Genomic DNA, 18,966 nt, shown 5'->3' with positions numbered 1-18,966 from the left:
CCCTGCGAAATCGGACGCGGGTCGGTATCTCGACCCACTGTCTCTCAATCATGATCCTGGCCGAACGTGCGCACAAGGGCCGCGTCCCGCGCGAAAAATGCACCAATCTCGATCGAGAGGATGGCGGACAGAGGACGCGCGGCGCCTTGGCTGGCGCTGCCAGAGAGGTTGCGGATCGTTGGCGTACCCAATGCGCCGCGCATTACCCGCGCCGACGTCTTCACCTTGACGTCAGACCAAAACCAAACAGGCTCCAACGTGTTTGTCCTACTTCAGTGGGTGCCCGGCCAGCAGATCATCCAGCTGAAGCCCCGCGCGGGCTGCCGCCCAGCGAGGATCGCCTCCAACATCTGTGGCGCGAGATGACAGCGACACGAGCGAAGGAGCGCGGCCGTGGATGCTGCCAGCGTCCTAGGCCGGTTCGCCGAGGAGCTCCATGCGCACGACGCGCCGCGCGAAGGGTGCCATCCCGTCAGGACCCGAAGCGCGATCCTTCACATGGATGCAGAGATCCGGGCAAAGCCCCGCGATCACGCCGATCAGGTCACCCCGTACCCGGTCATCGAGACCAGCGCCGATCACCACGGTCGCGATGCCGGGCTCGTTCTCGAGCTGGGCTATCACTTCATTGCGATCATGAGCCCCAAGCCACTGAATGGGCAGGTCTTCGAGCTCGCGCGCCACGTTTTCCACCACCGCCGGCAGGCGTCCTACAAGCAGTACGACGGGTCTCATCTCGACTCCTCCTTTATTAATCGTGGTGGGGCTCCCGCGTCGGTCGCAGCAGCTTGGTCAACCTTATCATGTCTGCTCGCGGTTGTGCGGAACGTCGCCGCCCTGATCGCCTTGGATCCGCTGGGCATCGCCGTCCTCCGCGCAGGCGCGCTTCGTCGCTACGCCGCGTGGTCGGAGCTGCCATCCGCCGCGCTGATCGCGGGGCCGCGGCCCCCCGGACCTGGGGCGATGGCGCCCGCGGCCATGCTTACGACCCCCGACCGGCCGCGGCCGGAGGATGCCACGAAACGCGGCGTCGACGTCGATGGCACGAGAAAGGGCCTCGTATCGACGCGCGGCCTCGGTGCCCAGTCCGGGCCGTCCGGTGTCACCACCAGCTTCCGTCTTCCCCGCTTGCGGAGCGTCCGCGGTGATCGGCTCATCGGCTACGAGCGGGTCTCGACGACGCGGCAGGGTGCGAGCGGCCTCGGGCTCGAGGCGCAGCGCCAGGCGATCGAGGGCTGTGCCGCCCAGCGAAGCGCGAACCTGCTTGCGCGGTTCACCGAGGTCGGCGTCTGGGAACGGCTCTTCATCTACGATGTCGCGCGGATCGCCACGACCGGCTCGACGCGGTCGCTCGCCCCGGCGCGAAGGGACAGCAGCGGCTCACCAAGCGCTGGCGGCTCGGTAGCGGAAGCCTGATCGATCAGCAGGCGCGCGGTGGCACAAAACCACGCACCGGACACGAGGACGGCATGGCATGGCTCCGAGGGCCGCGCCTCCTGCGTCGCCGTCTTCCGGAGACTCTGGCGGATGCTGGCCGGATGATGCTCCTTCGCTCGAGGCGTATCGTGGCCGATTTCACCTGACGACCAGATGCCGGTTCGCTCCGCCTGGTTAGCCCGGCCGGCCTTCTTGCCGCGAAGCGGGCGATCAGTGGAATTCAAGCGGCGATGGACCGGACGACCGCGGCGGCGTAGCCTCGCGTGATCGGTGCAAGGAGGGGAGGGAGATCCGATGCGGCGGATCGCGGTGCGATGCTGCGTCGTTGGCGGTGGCCCGGCGGGGATGATGTTGGGATACCTGCTCGGCCGCGCCGGCATCGACACGCTGGTGCTGGAGAAGCACGCGGACTTCTTCCGCGATTTTCGCGGCGATACCGTGCATCCCTCCACCTTGACCGTGCTGGACGAGCTCGGACTGGTCCATGACTTCCTGAAGCTGCCGCATCAGGAACTCCGGCGGATGGAAGGCGAAATCGGCACGCAGCGGTTTCGCATCGCCGATCTCTCTCGGCTCAGCGCGCCGCATCCTTTCATCGCGTTGATGCCGCAGTGGGACTTCCTCAACTTCCTGCGCGAAAAGGGAAGCGGTTTCCCGAGCCTCACCCTCATGATGCGGACCGCGGCTACCGATCTCCTGCTCGCCGGGGACACGGTCCGGGGCGTCAGGGCGGAGACGCCCGAGGGGCCGATCGAGATAAGCGCCGATCTGACTGTCGCGTGCGATGGCCGTCACTCGGTCCTGCGCGACCGCTCCGGCCTCGAAGTCGAGGACATCGGCGCGCCGATCGACGTGCTGTGGTTCCGCGCCGGCAAAGGCGCCGCGACCGATTCGCTCTTCGCGCGCATCGACGGCGGTGAGATGATGGTCACCTTCGATCGCGGCGACTACTGGCAGTGCGCCTACGTCATCGCCAAGGGTGCATTCGAGGCGGTCAAGGCACGCGGTCTCGACGCCTTCCGCGCCGCCGTCATCCGCATGGTGCCTCTCCTCGCCGGGGGCATCGCCGAGGTCGCGACCTGGGACGACGTAAAGCTCCTGACCGTGACCATCAATCGGCTGAGGCGTTGGTCTCGCCCCGGCCTGCTCTGCATCGGGGACGCCGCCCACGCGATGTCGCCAGTGGGCGGAGTCGGCGTCAACCTCGCGGTCCAGGACGCCGTCGCCACCGCCAACCTCCTCGCGGCCAGGCTCGCGGATGGTTGCCCGCCCGGGGCCGTGCTCGACGAAGTGCGCCGCCGCCGGGAGTTCCCGACCCGCACGACGCAGCGGATGCAGGTCGTGATCCAGAACACCATCCTCACACCGGCCCTCGAAGCCAGCGCCGGCCCCTTCGAGCCTCCGCTCGCGCTTCGCCTCGTGAGCGCGACACCGTGGCTGCAAGGGCTCACCGCGCGCTTGCTCGGGATCGGCGTGCGCGCTGAGCACGTCAGGTCTCCGGTGGCCGCGTCTGCGTCCTGAGGCTTCAGTCGTTGGCTCGCCGCTGACGACCAACCTTCGCGGCGACGGACCCGGTCTCGGACCAGCGCAGCGGTGTCCTCACCTGCTGGCGGGGCACCGCCGCTGGGCTCGGCGGCTGGACCTTCGTGACCATCGCACGGCCAGCGCCTCATCGTGTTGCCGGTGGTGCTGGCCTTCGTCCTCGGCTACGAGTTGGGCATGCCGCCGCTACTCGTTCGGGGCGCGGTTCGGCCTGGGAGACTCCACTGGCGTCGGCGGCCGATACCGCTTCGAATGACGGTGGTCCGGCCGCATTGTAGGTGCTGGGCGAGGAAGCCGCCTCATGACGACGGGAATCCACCATGTCACGGGAATCACCGGCGACGTTCAGCGCAACGTCGATTTCTACGCGGGCTTCCTGGGGCTCCGGCTGGTCAAGCAGACCGGAGGCTACGAGGATGCCGAGCAGCTGCACCTGTTCTACGGTGATGCTCTCGGCAGTCCCGGCTCGATCGTCAGCTTTCTCGTCTGGCAGGCGGGCGCGCGGGGACGGATCGGTCTTGGGCAGGTCTCGGAGATCGCTTTCGCCGTTGCGCGCGAAACCATCGGCGCCTGGCTGCAACGGGCGATCGCGGCGGGCGTGCCCATCACCGGCCCCGCGCGCGAAATGGGCGAGACGGTGTTGCGCCTGCGCGATCCCGACGGGCTCATCGTCAAGCTGGTCGGGATCGACCTGCCCGCCGCCGCGGCCCTGCCGGGCGCGGAGACGCCGCGTCGCATCCGGTCGGTCACCATCCTGACCCGTGATGCCGAAGTCACCGCCGGCTTCGCAGCTCGCTTCGGCTACGCCGTGGCGCTGCGTCAGGGGCCCTTCCTCCGCATGGCTTCGGACACCGACGTGATCGACATCCGCCACTCCGCGGGATTCGTGGACGGCGGGCAGGGCGTTGGAACCTTCGACCACGTCGCCTTTCGCGCACCGGATGTGGATGCCGTGCGCCGGATGCGGCTCGCGTTGCGCGATCACGATGGCGCGATCCGGGTCCATGACCGAAAGTACTTCACCTCGCTCTATGTCCGCGAACCCGCGGGCACCCTGTTCGAATATGCCACCGACACTCCCGGCTTCGCGGTTGACGAAACCCCGGACCGTCTGGGCAATTCCCTGATGATCCCGTCACGTGACGCGGCCCGCGCCAGGGATCTGCGCGTGATGCTGCCGCAGTTCGCCATGCCTGGCGAGGAACGTATGCCGATGCGCGAGCTGCCCTTCATCCACCGCTTTCACACGCCCGACGATCCCGACGGTTCGGTGATCGTGCTGTTGCATGGCACCGGCGGGAACGAGGCGGATCTGATGCCCCCGGCCTCGCGCGTCAGCCCGCGCGCGACGCTTCTGGGAGTTCGAGGCCGCGCGACCGAGGAAGGCGTCAATCGCTGGTTTCGCCGCTTCGATGCCGTCACCTATGATCAGGCCGACATCCGCGCCGAGGCCGAGGCCTTCGCCGCGTTCGTGGAGGGCGCGATCCGGGGTTACGGACTCGTCGCCGATCGGCTGACCTTCCTGGGCTATTCCAACGGCGCCAATTTTCTGGCCGCGGTGCTCCGGCTGCGACCCGCCACGGTGCGCCGTGCCATTCTCTTGCGCGCGACCGAGGTGCTGGAGTCGCCGCCCACGCCGGACCTGACCGGAACGCGAGTGCTGATGCTGAGCGGCGCGCGTGACCCGTTCGCCGAGATGGGTCCCGCGTTGGAGGCCTCCCTGAAGGCGGGCGGGGCAAGCGTCGATGCGAGCATCATTTCGGCTGGCCATGAACTGGTGTCCGAGGATGGCGCGATCGCCAAGGCCTGGCTGGCCACGGGCTAGCTAGCATTTCCCGATCGATCCGCGCCGGATCTCGCGGCGTGGCATTAGATGTCGGAAAGACCCATAACTCGTACAACGAACTCAGGCTCAGCAGCCTCGAGATTCAGGGAATGGAGGGCTACATTCAGCTAATTGAGGATGTCGCCGACGTCCACTTCGTCCGCGAGTTCGTAGGCAACGGATGGCCGAACGATGGCGCCCTCGGAATCCAGAAGCACGATGCTACCGGCGGAATTACGCCGCCAAGGTACCAGGAACACCCCGGCCCTGATCTGCTGCCGCCCTCGGATCACCCGTCGTGCTCGTCCGAAGTCGACCGGTCCAGATCGGCTCGGCGGCGCCTTGCTCCTAACCCGCTACCGTGCTCTCGCAGGGGCACTTGCGGCGGGAGGGAACGATGGCTCAAGGTCATGGATGGCCCTCAGCCTCGGCTGCGATGGTCGCAACGGGGTGGTTGGGCGCGACGTGGGGGCAGGAGCCCGCCGACGCCTGCGGCCGCCTGAGCAGGGACGAGTTCCAGGCGCTGACCGGAAAGACGGAGTACTCCGATCCGACCGGAATGCCTTGGAGCGGCATTTTCCCGGTCGCGCCCGATCCGGGCCAACGGGGCGCGGCGACTCAGACGGGAACGTCCAGCGACGCCTTGACCTTCCTCAGCGTGAAGCTCGTGTTGATCGAGGCGATGTTCGGAAGCTCGACGATCGCGTCCTTCACGGTCCGCTCGTAGTCCGACACGCTCCGCGCGATCACCTGAAGGATGTAGTCGTATTCCCCGCTGATCGAGAAGCACTGGATGATCTCCGGCACCTTCAGCGCGGCCTCCTCGAACTCCGTCAGCCTTTCCCGGCGGTGCTCCTTGAGCGTCACGAAGCAGAACACCGTGACGGCGAAGCCGGCGGCGTCGTGATCGACGACATGGCGGCGCTCGGTGATGACACCATCGTCGCGCATGCGCTGGAGACGGCGCCAGCAGGGCGTGTGGCTGAGGCCCACGCGTTCGGCGAGTTCGCGGGTCGGAATCTCCGGTGAGCGCTGGATTTCGCGAAGAATGCGCCGGTCCGCCTCGTCGATCATCGCGCCACTCCGTCTCCTCGGCCGTCCGCGCCCCACGGTGGTCCGGAACGTCGTACTCCGGTTTCGCTCTCACCGAAACAAGGATGCCACTTCGATGGCGAGCACAGGAACAACGTTGCGTGAAGCTGGCCCGCGCCGCGCGACAAAGCAACGCCAATCCCCGGCGTCCGGCGTAGGATGGGACCTAAGGCCCACGAAGACCTCGCGCCGATGCCCTCAGCCGAAGGGAGAGCCAGGGTGAACAAGGCAGTCAGCCTCGACGACAAGTATTCCGCCACCGCGGGCGCGGCCTACATGACCGGCATCCAGGCGCTCGTGCGCCTGCCGATGACGCAGATGCGCCGCGACCGCGCGGCGGGGCTCGATACCGCCGCCTTCATCAGCGGCTATCGCGGCTCGCCCCTCGGGATCTACGACCAGCAGCTCGTGAAGGCACGCGACCTGCTCGCCGAATACGATGTGACCTTCCAGCCCGGCGTGAACGAGGATCTGGCCGCCGCCGCGGTCTGGGGCTCGCAGCAGGCGGGGCTGTCGCCCGGGGCGCGCAAGGACGGCGTGCTCGGCATCTGGTATGGCAAGGGCCCCGGCGTGGACCGCTCGGGCGACGTCTTCAAACACGCGAACGCGGCTGGTACCTCCGCCCTTGGCGGCGTGCTCGCCTTCGCCGGCGACGACCACACCTGCAAGTCCTCCTCGATCCCGCACCAGTCCGACCACGCCTTCATGTCGGCGCTCATGCCCTGCCTCTACCCCTCCTCGATCCACGAGTTCATCGAGATCGGCCTGCTCGGGATCGCGATGTCGCGCTTCTCGGGCTGCTGGGTCGGGATGAAGGTCATCTCCGAGACGGTGGAGACGACCGCCGTGGTCGATCTCGCCGGGGAGCGGCGCCGGTTCGTGCTGCCCGAGTTCGAGATGCCGCCAGGCGGGCTCAACCTGCGCTGGCCCGACCCGCCGCTGGTTCAGGACGAGCGGTTGCAGGAGTACAAAGGCTACGCCGCCCTGGCCTTCGCGCGGGCGAACCGGCTCGACGAGATCACCCTCGACACGCCCGGCGCCCGGTTCGGGATCGTCGGCTCCGGCAAGGCCTACGAGGACGTGCGCCAGGCGCTGCACGAACTTGGCATCGGCCCGGAGGAAGCGCGCGCAATCGGCCTCCGGCTCTGCAAGGTGCGGATGACCTGGCCGCTCGAACCCGCGAACATCCGCGAATTCTCCGAGGGGCTCGAGGAAGTTCTGGTGGTCGAGGAGCGCCGCGAGATCATCGAGAACCAGATCAAGCAGCAGCTCTTCAACTGGCATTCCGACACCCGGCCCCGGATCGTCGGCAAGCTCGACGAGGACGACCGCCGCTTCCTGCCACACTCGAAGGGGCTGACCGTCGAGATGGTGGGCCGGGCGATCGCCGAGCGCCTGCTCGCCTTCGACCTCGATCCGGGCCTGCGCGCCCGGATCGAGGAGAAGCTCTCCCGCTTCAAGGCGCGTGAACGGGAGCTCGCGGACCACATCCCGCCCGTCGTCCGCCCGCCCTACTACTGCGCGGGTTGCCCGCACAACACCTCGACCCGCGTGCCCGAGGGTTCGCGCGTGCTCGCGGGCATCGGCTGCCACTTCATGGCGCAGTGGATGGAGCGGCGGACCGAGACCTTCACTCATATGGGCGGCGAGGGCGTCCCCTGGACGGCCGCGGGCCGCTACACCGACGAGCGCCACGTCTTCGTCAACATGGGCGACGGCACCTATTTCCACTCCGGCCAGCTCGCGATCCGCCAGTCGGTCTCGGCGGGCGCCAACGTCACCTACAAGCTGCTCTACAACGACGCGGTGGCGATGACCGGCGGCCAGCCGGTGGACGGCACGCTGAAGCCCGATCAGATCACGCACCAGCTTCACCACGAGGGGGTGGTGCCGATCTATCTCCTGAGCGAACGGCCCGGCGAATGGCCAGCGGCGCGGCTCGCGCCCGGAGTGATCGTGCGGCACCGCGATGAGATCGACGCGGTGATGGAGACGTTGCGCGAGGTGCCCGGCTGCTCGGCGATCGTCTACGTCCAGACCTGCGCGGCGGAGAAGCGGCGGCGGCGCAAGCGCGGGCTGATGGAAGACCCGGACATGCGGGTCTGGATCAATCCGGCGGTCTGCGAGGGCTGCGGCGACTGCTCGCTCCAGTCGAACTGCGTCGCGATCGAGCCGCTCGAGACCGAGATGGGCCGCAAGCGCGAGATCAACCAGTCGGCCTGCAACAAGGATTACTCCTGCCTCAAGGGATTCTGCCCGTCCTTCGTCACCCTGCGCGGCGCGAAGCTCAGGCGCGGCGCGCGCGCGGCGCCACCCGATCTCTCCGATCTGCCCGAACCGGAACCGCCTGGGCTCGACCGCGTCTGGAACATCGCGGTGACGGGCGTCGGCGGCACCGGGGTGCTGACGATCGGCGCGCTGATCGCGATGGCGGCGAACATCGAGGGAAAGAACCCGATGGTGCTCGACATGGCCGGGCTGGCGCAGAAGGGCGGCGCGGTGCTGAGCCACATCCGGCTCGCCCCGGCGGGCACCCGCGTCACGGAGCCCCGGATCGCGAGTGGCACCACCGACCTGCTGCTCGCCGCCGACGGCGTGGTGGCCACCAGCAGGGAGGGGATCACGCTCTGCGATCCGGCACGCACCCACGTGGTCCTGAACACGCGGATCACGCCGGTCGCCGATTTCGCCCGCCACCGCGATTTCGACTTCCGGGCGGCCCAGGTGGAGCGGACCGTCCGGAAGGCCGCGCGACCGGGCGCGCATGTCCACGATTTCGGCGGCATCGCGCGCGCGCTGACCGGCGACGAGATCGGCGCGAACGTCATGATGCTGGGCTACGCCTGGCAGGCCGGTCTGGTGCCGCTCGCCGCCGATGCGATCGAGCAGGCGATCGGGATCAACGGGGTCGCGGTCGAGGCGAATATCGACGCGTTCCGCTGGGGCCGGCTTCTGGCGAGCGATCCGGCGCGGGTCGGGACTTTCCTGCCCCCGCCGCGCCGCTCACTCGCCGATCTCCGGACGGAGGAGGTGATCGCGCATCGCGCCGGCCACCTCGCGCGCTACCAGAACGAAGCGCTCGCCCGGCGCTACCGCGAACTGGTCGCCCACGTCGCAGAGGTGGCGGAGGCGAAACTCTTCGACACGGCGAGCCGGGAGGCGCTGACGCGCGCGGTGGCGCTCAACTACGCGAAGGTGCTCGCCTACAAGGACGAATACGAGATCGCGCGACTCTACGCGGAGCCGGCCTTCAGGGAGCAGCTCGGCGCGCGGTTCGAGGGTGATTTCCGCCTCTCGTTCAACCTCGCCCCGCCCTTCCTCGCCGGAACCACGCCGAACGGTCGCCCGAGGAAGCGCGAGTTCGGCGCCGCGATGCCGACGATCTTCCGTCTGCTCGCGAAGCTCAGGGGGTTGCGCGGAACGCCGTTTGATCCGTTCAGGCATACCGCCGAGCGGCGGGCCGAGCGGGCGCTGATCGCGACCTACGAGGAGGATGTGGCACGGGCGCTCGCGGGCCTCGCGGAGGGGACGCTGGCGCTCCACGTCGAGATCCTGTCGTTGCCCGATGCGATCCGGGGCTTCGGGCCGGTCAAGACAGAGGCGATGCGAACGGCGGAGGCGCGGCGGGCCGCGCTCATCGCGCGACTCGGGGAGGGCCTCAACGCCGGTTCGGCGACGCGCGCGGCTGAGTGATGCGCCAGTCAGAGGGCCTATTCGTCGGCTCCACAGGGCAAGATCGGGCCGATCAGCCGGATCAGAACTCTTCGTCGGTCTGGTGGCAGGCGACGCAACTCCGCGTCGGTCCCGCCGGCTTGCCCTCGGCCTGCTCCTTGATGTGGCAGGAGCGGCAGAGGTCGTGGAACTGGCGCTCGAGCAGTGGCGAGACCTTTGGGTCGGTGACATGGCAGTGCATGCAGGTCGATCCTGTCCTGCGATCAACGAACTCGTGGTGGCAGGTCGCGCAAGGTATGCCTCGGTGATCATCGTCGTGGGCGAAGCGCATCGGCAGGATCGGCCGGCCCGCGCCGGCGATCGTGACCCGCTGGATCCTGAGGATCGGGGGTGGCGGGCCGAAGACGACAAGCGCCAGCCCGAGGACGAGCAACGCCGCGAAGAGCATCTTCACCTGCCGAGGTTCCGCGCGAGGACGAAGGCGGCGGCCGCGGCGAGGCCGGCGGCGGCGAAGGCGGGGGCCGAGGCGACAGCCGGTGCCCCGAGCCGGGCCCAGTACGACCGCCCCAGGCAGCAAGCGGAGATGACGGCGAGGAGCAGCGCGTCCTGCAGCCAGCGCGTCAGGTAGAAGCCGGTCAGCGCGACGTGCAGCGAAGCCGTCCCGACAACGGCGAAGCCGAGGAAGCGGTGGACGGCGCGGAAGCCGCGGAAGCTTCGGTGAACCCTGGCGCGTTCGGGCATGCGGGCGAGCAGAGTGAGCGGGGCGAGGACAAGGAGCGCGGCGAGGCCGAGCCACATCGCGAGGGGGGCGCCGGGCTGAAGGTAGACGCGGACGGCGCCATCGCCGAGGAGAAACCAGAAGGCATGAGCGCCGGCGATGGCGAGCACCCAGTAGCCGAGCCGTTCATGGCGCTTGGTCGCGGCGCCGCGGGCGGCAGGGATCATCTGGAACAGGATGCCGGCGAGGCCGAGAAAGCCGAGGGCGTTGCCGAGGTCCCAGAACCAGCCGCCGCCGACCCGCGCTCCGCTGGCGAAGGAGACGAGGAAAACGAGGCCGACAATGGCCGCCAGGACGGCGTTGCCGCGGCTCATCAGGGCCAGGGGTAGTCGGCGACCTTCCCGCCGTCGCGCGCGAGCGCGGCGACGACGCCCCGCCGGTAGTCGACAACGTCGGGGACCGGCACGGCGCGGCGCTCGGTCACTTCCGCCGCGGTGAAGAGAGGCGCGCCGTTGCCCCAGGCCTCGAGGACGTAGTTCATCACCTCGGCGATGCCCTCGTCGGAGAGCCCGGCCGAGATCACACCCGGTACGTGCATCATGTAGGTGCGCCCGGTATCCGATCGCGCGATCGTCCCGACCGAACCGATGAAGGTCGGGATGCCCGCCGCCGGCTCGCCCGTGCCGGTCATCGTGTGGCAGCCCGAGCAGTGCAGCGCGTAGCTGGTGCGGGGGGTGACTCCCCCCGCTCCGGCTTCGGCGAGCGACGGTCCGGACAGCAACACCGCGAGGGTGAGGAGGGCGCGGCGCATGCGGCGCTACTCCGATGCCGGGCGCAGCGCCTTGACATCGGCCATCTTTACGCCGTCGCGGGCGCCGGCGATGTCGTCGGGCGTCACCGTCTTGTCCGTCTTGCCGAGGGTATCGAGCACCCAGGTGCTGATCGCCGCCAGCTCGTCGTCGGTGGTGTCGGGCACCGGCGGCATCATCGTCCCGGCATACATCTCGCCGCGGACGGTGATCGGCATGTTGAGGCCCTGGGTGACGACGCCGGCGATGTACTTCGGGGCGTTGTCGCCGAGCGCCTGCCAGAACTCGGGGCGGTCGAGCGGTGGCGCGAGGCCAGGCGTGCCGACGCCGCCGGAGGCGTGGCAGGCGGAGCAATGCTGCTCGAAGAGCGCCGCGCCGTCGAGGTCGGCGGCCCCGGCCGCTCCGCCCGCGAGGACGAGCGCCAGCGCGGCGAGGGGAAGGCGGACGGCGGTCATTCCGCTTCACCCATCACGATCGACACGGTGCAGTGGTAGCCCTTCTCGGGATTGGCCATGCACCAGTTGACGTCGTTGTAGAGTCCCATGCGGTAGCCCGGCCGCTCGCCCTTGTTGTTGTTGCAGAAGGTCGCGCCGAGGACCGCGGGCTTGCCGCAGCAGTCGTTGTAGCTGATCAGGTAGTTCTTGCCGTCGTCGGGGTTGGCGCAGGTCCCGACCCAGGCGACCGACGAGGCGGCGCTGCCCGGCGGGCAGGCGGTGAGGCTGCCTCCCGACTGCTCACAGACGAAGCCGTCGATGGCGCAATGCCGCCAGTAGGCGCAGGGATCAGCGAGATCCTCGGCCGGCTCGGCGGCGTTTGCGCGGCGGTCGAAGGGCAGGACGGGGAGGCCCGCCGCGGCCCCGGCGACGACGACGCCGGTGGTGGCGAGGAACGAGCGCCGGCCGAAGGTCCGCGCGGAGGTTCGCACGTTGGCCTCGACGACCTTGTCGAAGCGCTTGAGCAGGCTGTCGATGATGCGCGACATGATCGGTTTCCTTCTTGTGCGTTACGAGGAGAGGCCAGCGATCGCGGCCTGGTAGGACGGGATGCCGGTCTCCGAGGCGGTGAACAGGCTCTCGAGCTGCTCGCGGCTGTTGACGAGGCCCTTGGCCACGACCTTGCCCCCCGGGTCGATCAGGACGGCGAAGGGAAGCTTCGCCACCTTGAAGCTCATGCCGAGCTCGGGAGAAAGGACGTAGGGAAAGCCCCCGAGCCCCTCGCTCTCGATCAGCCGGCGGTGCGGCGCCTCGCGCCCGTCTGAGGCGAGGACGATGTCGAGCCATTTCGCCTCGTCGCCCCGGATCGATTTGAGCGCGGGGAGCAGCGCCTTGCAGATCGGGCAACTCGTCGAGAGAAAGAAAACGAGCTGAGCCCGGCCACCGGTGCCGAGGCTGACCGGCGCGCCGTTGAGGTTGGCGAGCGCGAGTCGCGGTACCGCGGTGCCGAGGTCGGGGCCGTTCGAGGACATCATCGCCCCGACCGGGGAGACGCGCTCGAAGAGGATGCCCACCTGGCGGGCAAGGGCGAAGATGACCCCGAGTTGCAGGATGACAATCACCCAGAGGGCGATGACCGAGAAGCCGAGGAGCGTCATCGTCCGCCCTCCCGGATGTGCGGCAGGTGGGAGCCGAGCTTCTCGGCGACGCCGTACTGCGCCGCGAGGACGAGCGCCGCGACGATGGCGATCGCGGCGCCGAGCGGCGGGACCGTCGTGGCCGGCAGAAGGGCGACGGCGAGGCCAAGCCCCGCGAGGACCGCGTTGCGGGTGAGCGTGAGCGCCGAGACGATCTGCGGGGCGCCGCCGCAGCCGCATTCGATGCGGCCGCGGCCGTTCGCGAGCGCCAGCGCCATCAGTCCGCCGTATCCGGCGAAGAGCAGCGCGGCTGCGAGCCCGCCGAGGGGGCGGGTCGCCGGGACGAGGAGCGCGCCTACCGTGGCGATCTCGGCCACGGTCAGGCCGCGGACGATCGGCGCGGCGGCGGCCTCGGGGACGAGGCCGTAGCCTTGCGCGAAGCCGATCGTTTCGGGGAAATGGTCGAGCTTGTGCCAGGCGGCGCGGGCGAGGACGATCACCAGGAAGGCGGTGATCGTCACCGACGCCAGGGTTGCGGTGTCCGCCATCTCAGAAGTCGGTGGCGAGGATGGTCGGGAACAGCGCGGCGCCCTCGCGCGAGGCGGTCTCGGTCAGGGTGACCTTGCCGCCGTCGGACTTGACGTCGTAGCGGTGAACGCTGCCCTCGTGGCCGACGCCGAAGAGGACGGGCTGATCGCCACTCGACACCTCGATGCTCGCCTCGCCGTGGGCCGGCGAGCGGCCGACGACCTTCATCGTCGCCGTGTCGATCGCCCAGATCTCCTCGGCCGGGGCCTTGTGGGAGCCGTCGCGGGGATTCGAGTGCATCAGGACGAACAGGGTGTGGGCGGGCTTCGAGTAAGCCATCAGGTTGTAGCCGCTCGGCGCCCAGCCCTCCTCGGCGAACTTCACCTGCTTGTCGAGCACCGGCTTGTCGCCCGAGTCGTCGATCACATAGAGAGTGCCGCCGTAGGTGACGTAGACCAGCTTGCCGTCGATCCGCATCGCGTCGCCGTAGAGCGGGTCCTTGTCGGGGTCGAAGATCTTGTCGGACTTCGCCGGCGCGGCCGTCTTGCCGGTGGCGTCGTAAGTGAACTTGGCGAGGGTGCCGTCGCCGCAGAGCATGGTGAAGGCGTTGCCGGTCTCGGAGGGATAGGCCGTCCAGCATCCGGGCGTCGGCACCTCGCCGAGGTCCTTGCCCTCGACGGCGTCGGCGATGGTGACCGAGGTCGCGGGCGTGGCGTTCTGGGCGAGGATGAACTTCCCGTCGGACGAGACGTTGAGGATGCCGCGCTGGCTGAGCGCCTGGACGAGCTTCGGCGAGACCATGAACTCCTTCTTCGCCTTCAGCGTCTCCGGATCCCACTCATGGATGACCGCCTCGACCTCCCCGTAGGTATAGCGGCGGAGGTAGACCGACGAGCTGTAGAGCGTCGATTTGTCGGCGCTCATGTGCATCGTGGCCAGCGTGCCGGTGCCGATCGAGCCGACCAAGGAAAGGTCGTCGGCGTTCAGCACGTAGATCGGGCTCGACCCGTTGATGCCCATGTCCATGACGTAGACATGCGGGCCGGCCGGGATACGCTCCTGGACGGTCAGGGTCTCGGCCGGGAGGGCATCCTGCGCGAGAGCGGGTGTCCCCGCGGCGGCGAGGACCGAAAGGGCGACGAGGAACTGGCGTTTCATGGGCAACCTGCTGGGTTCCTGTTGAAAAAGTGGAGGGGGGAACGGGTCGCGGCGCGCGGTTGACTGTGAGCCACCTCACGCCCCCCCCCGGAACGCTTCACCGCGCGAGACGGCATTCCATTCACAATCCACCCCTCCCGTTGGCGGTCAGCCGGCTTGGGAAGAACCCCTATACCATACCCGAGGCCGGATATTCGGGTTTTCAATGCCGCCGACCTTGCCGCGTCTTCCCGACGCGAGCCGCGATCAGCCCCGCGCGATGTTGATCACCTGCATCTGGGTGTATTCGGCCAGGCCTTCGACCGACTGTTCGACCCCGAGTCCCGAGCCCTTGAAACCAGCCATTGGGATATGGGGACCGATGTTCAGCTGCTGGTTGACCCAGATGGTGCCGGATTCGATGCGCCCCGCTATTTCGGCCGCCTTCTCCACATCGGCCGAATGAACCGAGCCGCCGAGGCCGTAGTCCGAGCTGTTGATGCGGTCGATCACCGCGTCGACCTCGGTGAAGCGGATGACGGGCAGGATCGGGCCGAACTGCTCCTCGTCGACGATCCTCTGGCCGTCCCGCACATCCCGCACGATGGTCGGGCTGATGAAGTATCCCGAGCCGCCGCGCACCTCGCCGCCGGCGATGATCGTGCCGTCGTTGCGCGCATCCTCGAGGTGGCCCTTCACCTTCTCGTACTGCGCCTTGTTCTGGATCGGACCGATGGTCGTGCCCTGTTTGAGGCCGTCGTCGACGATCGCCTGCGAGGCGAAATCGGCCAGGGCATCGCAGAACTCGTCATAGATCTCGTCATGCACATAGGCGCGCTTGACTGCGAGGCAGACCTGGCCGGCGTTCAGGAAGGCACCGCCATAGACCTTCTCGGCCGTGCGGCGGACGTCGACGTCGGGCAGGACAATGGCGGGATCGTTGCCGCCCATCTCCAGCGTGACGCGCTTCATCGTCGCCGCCGCGCCCGCCGCGATCCGCTTGCCGGTTTCCGAGGAGCCGGTGAAGCCGATCTTCGCTACCCCGGGATGCGCGGTCATCTTCGGGCCGAGGTCGTTGTCGTCGGTCAGGATGTTCACCAGCCCGGCCGGGAAGACACGGGCGCAGAGCTCGCCGAGCTTCAGCGCCGAGACCGGCGTGGTAGGCGCCGGCTTCAGCACGATGGCGTTGCCAGCCATCAGCGCCGGGCCGATCTTCCAGCAGCAGAGCAGCAGCGGGAAATTCCACGCGACGATCCCGCCGACGACGCCGAGCGGCTTGTGGCGCGTCTCGATACGAAACTGCGCGTCGTCCTGGATCACCCGGTCCGGCAGCTCCAGCGTCGCGGTGTGCGCGAGGTAGCCTTGGGCCCATTCGACCTCGCCGCGCGCCTCGGCCAGGGGCTTGCCCTGCTCCTGGGTGATTGTGCGGGCCAGATCGTCGGCATTCTCGCCGATCGCGGCCGCGAGCGCCTCGATCCGCTCGCGGCGCTGCGCCATCGACAGCTCCGCCCACTTCTTCTGCGCCGCCCGGGCCGCCGCGACCGCCTCGTCGAGCTGGGCCTCGGTCGCATGCGGCACACGCGCGAAGACCGTTTCGGTCGCGGGATTGACGACGTCGAGCATCCGGTCGCTCGACACCAGCCGCCCGTCGATGAGCATCTTGTGGTCCATGGTTTCCTCCGGCAAGGCCGTTCGGTCGGCCGTTTGGGAAACCATAGCAGCGGGGCGCGATTCCCTCTCGGACATCGGCGCCAGCCGTCCCGCGACTCGCGCCAAAAAGATTGTGTCGGATCAACGATCCGACACAATCTCGACGCAATTCGCGTGATAGTCGCTCGGCGACATGCCGTAGCTGGCGCGGAACACCCGGTTGAAGTGTGAGAGCTCGCTGAAGCCGACGCGGAACGCAAGCTCGGCGATCGCCGGACGCTCGTTCATCTGCGCGGCCCGGCGCAGATGACTGGCGGTCAGCTTTGCCCGCCGGTCGGACAGGAACCGGGTGAAGGACGTGCCGTTGTCGCTGAAGTCGCGCTGTACCTGGCGGCGGGACATGTGCACCAGGGAAGCGAGCTGCTCGATCGAGAATTCCGGGTCCCGCAGGTGACGCTCGACCATCCCGCGGATGTAGTGGAACCGGCCGTGGCGGTCCCGGAAACGGGTCGCGTCGCCGACCGGCGCTTCGGACCTGAACATCAGCGCCACGAAGTCGAACAGATAATCCCCCGATATTTCGACGCTCTCGTCGGAATCACTCGGAGAAAGAAGAGCCAGAAGGCTCGGCCGCAGCGGATGAGACTTGCCGACGCGGCGTCCCGCTACCGGGGCGGCCGTTCGCCCCTCGAGACAAAGGCCACGTGGCAGATGGACCGAGGTAAACGAGGCCGCGCGCCCCTCGTATCGGAGTTCCGCCGGGCGGGTCGAATCCATCAGCACGCAGTCACCGGCGGTCAGCGCCTCTTCATGACCGTCATGCACAAGGATGGTCTCGCCGGATTTTTGCACCAACAGAAAGAGATACTCGTTGTCATCCCGACGGATGCCCTCGCGCTGCCTGTCGATGCGGTCGATCCGGCACTCGATCTCGGCGATATCGATGCCGAACCGTCGGCGCAGCTGGAAATCACCCATCCCGCCGTGCCCGCCCCTCAGCGGAGAACTGTAATAGTGCCCGCAGTTCGAGAGGATGCAATTCCGCCATTCCTCGAAACACATCATGGCCTTCCCTCCCGCGAGGTTGCCTGTGCGCCCCGGACCGGTGGGCGATGTCCCGACCGGCGCATCGTTGAGGCACCCCCGCACACGAGGAACCTCTCACGCGACAGGGAGCAACGTGCGTCTTCATCGGACGCGCCGGCGCGGCGCGCCCGGGATGGAGCATCGCCTCTTCGTCCGGCCAGGCCGCTTCGTGTCATGGGTCCCGGAGGCGAGCATCACGCGGTCTTCTCGGCCTCGAGGCCGAGCCGCTCCTCAACTTCCCGGCGCATCAGGAACTTCTGCACCTTGCCGGTGACGGTCATCGGGAACTCGGTGACGAACTCGACGTAGCGCGGAATCTTCTGGTGCGCGATCTGCCCCAGGCAGAACTCCCGCACCTCCGCTTCGGTCATTGTCTCGCCGTCGCGGAGCACGATCCAGGCGCAGAGCTCCTCGCCGTACTTCCGGTCAGCGACGCCGAAGACCTGCACGGTCTGGATCTTCGGGTTGGTGAACAGGAACTCCTCGATCTCGCGGGGATAAAGGTTCTCGCCGCCACGGATCACCATGTCCTTGATACGTCCGACGATGTTGCAATAGCCTTCGGCGTCCAGGCTCGCGAGATCGCCGGTGTGCATCCAGCCCGCGGCGTCGATCACTTCGGCTGACTTCGCCTCGTCGCCCCAGTAGCCCAGCATGACGGAATAGCCGCGAGTGCAGAGCTCTCCGGGCTCGCCGCGACGCACGACGCGGCCCTGGGTGTCGACGATCTTGACCTCGAGGTGGGGGTGAACCCGCCCCACGGTGGAGACGCGGCGCTCCAGCGGATCGTCCGTGGCGCTCTGGAAGCTCACCGGGCTCGTCTCGGTCATGCCGTAGGCGATGGTGACGTCCCGCATGTGCATGCGATCGACCACTTTTCGCATCACCTCGATCGGACAGGGCGAACCCGCCATGATGCCGGTCCTGAGCGAAGAGAGATCGAAGCGCGCGAATTCGGCGTGGTCGAGTTCGGCGATGAACATCGCCGGCACGCCGTATAGCGCCGTGCACCGCTCGGCCTGGATCGTCTCGAGCGTGACGAGCGGGTCGAAACCCTCCCCGGGATAGACCATCGCGCAGCCGTGGGTAACGGCGGCGAGGTTGCCCATGACCATGCCGAAGCAGTGGTAGAGCGGCACCGGGACGCAGATCCGGTCCTGTTCGGTAAGCCTGAGCGCGCGGCCGACGAAATATCCGTTGTTGAGGATATTGTGGTGGGTCAGCGTCACGCCCTTCGGCGAGCCGGTGGTGCCGCTTGTGAACTGGACGTTGATCGGGTCGTCGAATTGCAGTTCGCCGGCGAGGGCGCTCAGGGCCGCGCTCTCGGCCTCGCCGCCCAGGCCCGCGACCTCGTCGAAGCCGACCGTGCCGGGAAGCCGCGGCCCACCGATCTGGATCACGGTGCGCAGCCGCGGCAGGCGCGCGGCGGTGAGCGCGCCCGGCCTCGCGCCGGCGAGTTCGGGCGCGAGCGTCGTCACCATGCCCATGTAGTCGCTGCTCTTGAACCGGGTCGCCGCGACCAGCGCCACGCATCCGACCTTGTTGAGCGCATATTCGAGCTCGGAGATTCGGTAGGCCGGGTTGATGGTAACCAGCACCAGACCGGCTCTCGCGGCGGCGAACTGCGTGATCGTCCATTCCGCGCGGTTGAGTGACCAGATGCCGATCCGATCGCCGCGGCGGAGTCCCAGCGCGAGCAGTCCGGCGGCGAAGGCATCGGCTCGGTCGCGGATCTCCGCCCAGGTCCAGCGGACGCCTTGGGCCGGCACGACCAGAGCCGGCCGGTTGCCCCAGGTCCGCGCGGCGCGTTCGAGCGCCTCGCCGATCGTGTGGCCGATGAGCGGGACGTCGGAGATGCCCGAAACGTAGCTCATGTCGTCCATCGAATTCCTCCCGTGAT

Annotated in this window: 18 protein-coding genes; 4 read left to right on the top strand and 14 right to left on the bottom strand. The window is 68.3% G+C overall.

The window, feature by feature from the left end:
- Positions 1-44: 44 nt before the first annotated feature.
- Both FJM51_RS04490 and FJM51_RS04485 read right to left on the bottom strand, forming a co-directional pair.
- On the bottom strand, positions 45-257 hold the full coding sequence (locus tag FJM51_RS04490; RefSeq protein WP_140452904.1) for a hypothetical protein: 213 nt from the start codon (positions 255-257) through the stop codon (positions 45-47).
- A gap of 154 nt (positions 258-411) precedes the next feature.
- Positions 412-735 (bottom strand): hypothetical protein, encoded by a 324-nt coding sequence (locus tag FJM51_RS04485; RefSeq protein WP_140452903.1) that lies wholly within the window; start codon positions 733-735, stop codon positions 412-414.
- A gap of 243 nt (positions 736-978) precedes the next feature.
- Here FJM51_RS04485 and FJM51_RS04480 point away from each other — a divergent pair, with 243 nt between their 5' ends.
- The 3 genes from FJM51_RS04480 (at position 979) to FJM51_RS04470 (ending at position 4,804) form a co-directional block, all read left to right on the top strand.
- Positions 979-1,416: a recombinase family protein gene (locus FJM51_RS04480; protein ID WP_140452902.1), complete on the top strand. Its 438-nt coding sequence runs from the start codon at positions 979-981 to the stop codon at positions 1,414-1,416.
- Between the two features lie 315 nt (positions 1,417-1,731).
- Entirely contained in the window at positions 1,732-2,958 is a 1,227-nt protein-coding gene (locus FJM51_RS04475; RefSeq protein WP_140452901.1) for an FAD-dependent oxidoreductase, read from the top strand.
- Between the two features lie 322 nt (positions 2,959-3,280).
- Positions 3,281-4,804: a VOC family protein gene (locus tag FJM51_RS04470; protein WP_140452900.1), complete on the top strand. Its 1,524-nt coding sequence runs from the start codon at positions 3,281-3,283 to the stop codon at positions 4,802-4,804.
- A gap of 618 nt (positions 4,805-5,422) precedes the next feature.
- On the opposite strand, the gene FJM51_RS04465 is transcribed toward FJM51_RS04470, so the two are convergent.
- The gene (locus tag FJM51_RS04465) at positions 5,423-5,878 is read right to left on the bottom strand and encodes an Lrp/AsnC family transcriptional regulator (protein WP_140452899.1); all 456 of its coding nucleotides are present in this window, start codon (positions 5,876-5,878) and stop codon (positions 5,423-5,425) included.
- A gap of 177 nt (positions 5,879-6,055) precedes the next feature.
- On the opposite strand from FJM51_RS04465, the gene FJM51_RS04460 reads away from it, so the two are divergent.
- Entirely contained in the window at positions 6,056-9,589 is a 3,534-nt protein-coding gene (locus FJM51_RS04460) for an indolepyruvate ferredoxin oxidoreductase family protein (protein ID WP_306419413.1), read from the top strand.
- A 61-nt stretch (positions 9,590-9,650) separates the two neighbouring features.
- On the opposite strand, the gene FJM51_RS04455 is transcribed toward FJM51_RS04460, so the two are convergent.
- The 11 genes from FJM51_RS04455 to FJM51_RS04405 all read right to left on the bottom strand — a co-directional run bounded on the left by FJM51_RS04455 (position 9,651) and on the right by FJM51_RS04405 (position 18,949).
- Positions 9,651-10,016 carry a cytochrome c3 family protein gene (locus tag FJM51_RS04455; RefSeq protein ID WP_233712977.1) on the bottom strand — a complete coding sequence of 122 codons (366 nt, stop codon included), beginning with the start codon at positions 10,014-10,016 and terminating at the stop codon, positions 9,651-9,653.
- A 2-nt stretch (positions 10,017-10,018) separates the two neighbouring features.
- Positions 10,019-10,660 carry a ferric reductase-like transmembrane domain-containing protein gene (locus FJM51_RS04450; RefSeq protein WP_140452896.1) on the bottom strand — a complete coding sequence of 214 codons (642 nt, stop codon included), beginning with the start codon at positions 10,658-10,660 and terminating at the stop codon, positions 10,019-10,021.
- On the bottom strand, positions 10,660-11,097 hold the full coding sequence (locus FJM51_RS04445; protein ID WP_140452895.1) for a c-type cytochrome: 438 nt from the start codon (positions 11,095-11,097) through the stop codon (positions 10,660-10,662). The genes FJM51_RS04450 and FJM51_RS04445 overlap by 1 nt, the downstream gene beginning before the upstream one ends.
- 6 nt (positions 11,098-11,103) lie before the next feature.
- A complete protein-coding gene (locus FJM51_RS04440; RefSeq protein WP_140452894.1) occupies positions 11,104-11,550 on the bottom strand; it encodes a c-type cytochrome in 447 nt (148 codons plus the stop codon).
- Positions 11,547-12,077 (bottom strand): methylamine dehydrogenase light chain, encoded by a 531-nt coding sequence (locus FJM51_RS04435; protein ID WP_140452893.1) that lies wholly within the window; start codon positions 12,075-12,077, stop codon positions 11,547-11,549. The genes FJM51_RS04440 and FJM51_RS04435 overlap by 4 nt, the downstream gene beginning before the upstream one ends.
- 21 nt (positions 12,078-12,098) lie before the next feature.
- Complete coding sequence (locus tag FJM51_RS04430) at positions 12,099-12,686, bottom strand: thioredoxin domain-containing protein (RefSeq protein WP_140452892.1); 588 nt, start codon at positions 12,684-12,686, stop codon at positions 12,099-12,101.
- Positions 12,683-13,213, bottom strand: a complete 531-nt coding sequence (locus FJM51_RS04425) for a MauE/DoxX family redox-associated membrane protein (protein WP_140452891.1) — start codon at positions 13,211-13,213, stop codon at positions 12,683-12,685. The genes FJM51_RS04430 and FJM51_RS04425 overlap by 4 nt, the downstream gene beginning before the upstream one ends.
- A gap of 1 nt (position 13,214) precedes the next feature.
- A complete protein-coding gene (locus FJM51_RS04420) occupies positions 13,215-14,351 on the bottom strand; it encodes an amine dehydrogenase large subunit (RefSeq protein WP_140452890.1) in 1,137 nt (378 codons plus the stop codon).
- A 246-nt stretch (positions 14,352-14,597) separates the two neighbouring features.
- Positions 14,598-16,001 carry an aldehyde dehydrogenase family protein gene (locus FJM51_RS04415; RefSeq protein WP_140452889.1) on the bottom strand — a complete coding sequence of 468 codons (1,404 nt, stop codon included), beginning with the start codon at positions 15,999-16,001 and terminating at the stop codon, positions 14,598-14,600.
- Between the two features lie 120 nt (positions 16,002-16,121).
- The gene (locus FJM51_RS04410; protein WP_140452888.1) at positions 16,122-17,045 is read right to left on the bottom strand and encodes a helix-turn-helix domain-containing protein; all 924 of its coding nucleotides are present in this window, start codon (positions 17,043-17,045) and stop codon (positions 16,122-16,124) included.
- A 215-nt stretch (positions 17,046-17,260) separates the two neighbouring features.
- A complete protein-coding gene (locus FJM51_RS04405; RefSeq protein WP_140452887.1) occupies positions 17,261-18,949 on the bottom strand; it encodes an AMP-binding protein in 1,689 nt (562 codons plus the stop codon).
- Positions 18,950-18,966 lie beyond the last annotated feature (17 nt).

The sequence above is a fragment of the Amaricoccus solimangrovi genome, assembly GCF_006385685.1.
Taxonomy (GTDB): Bacteria; Pseudomonadota; Alphaproteobacteria; order Rhodobacterales; family Rhodobacteraceae; genus Amaricoccus; species Amaricoccus solimangrovi.
The sequence above is the reverse complement of the archived record's forward strand: the minus strand, read 5'-3'. Positions and strand labels throughout refer to the sequence as shown.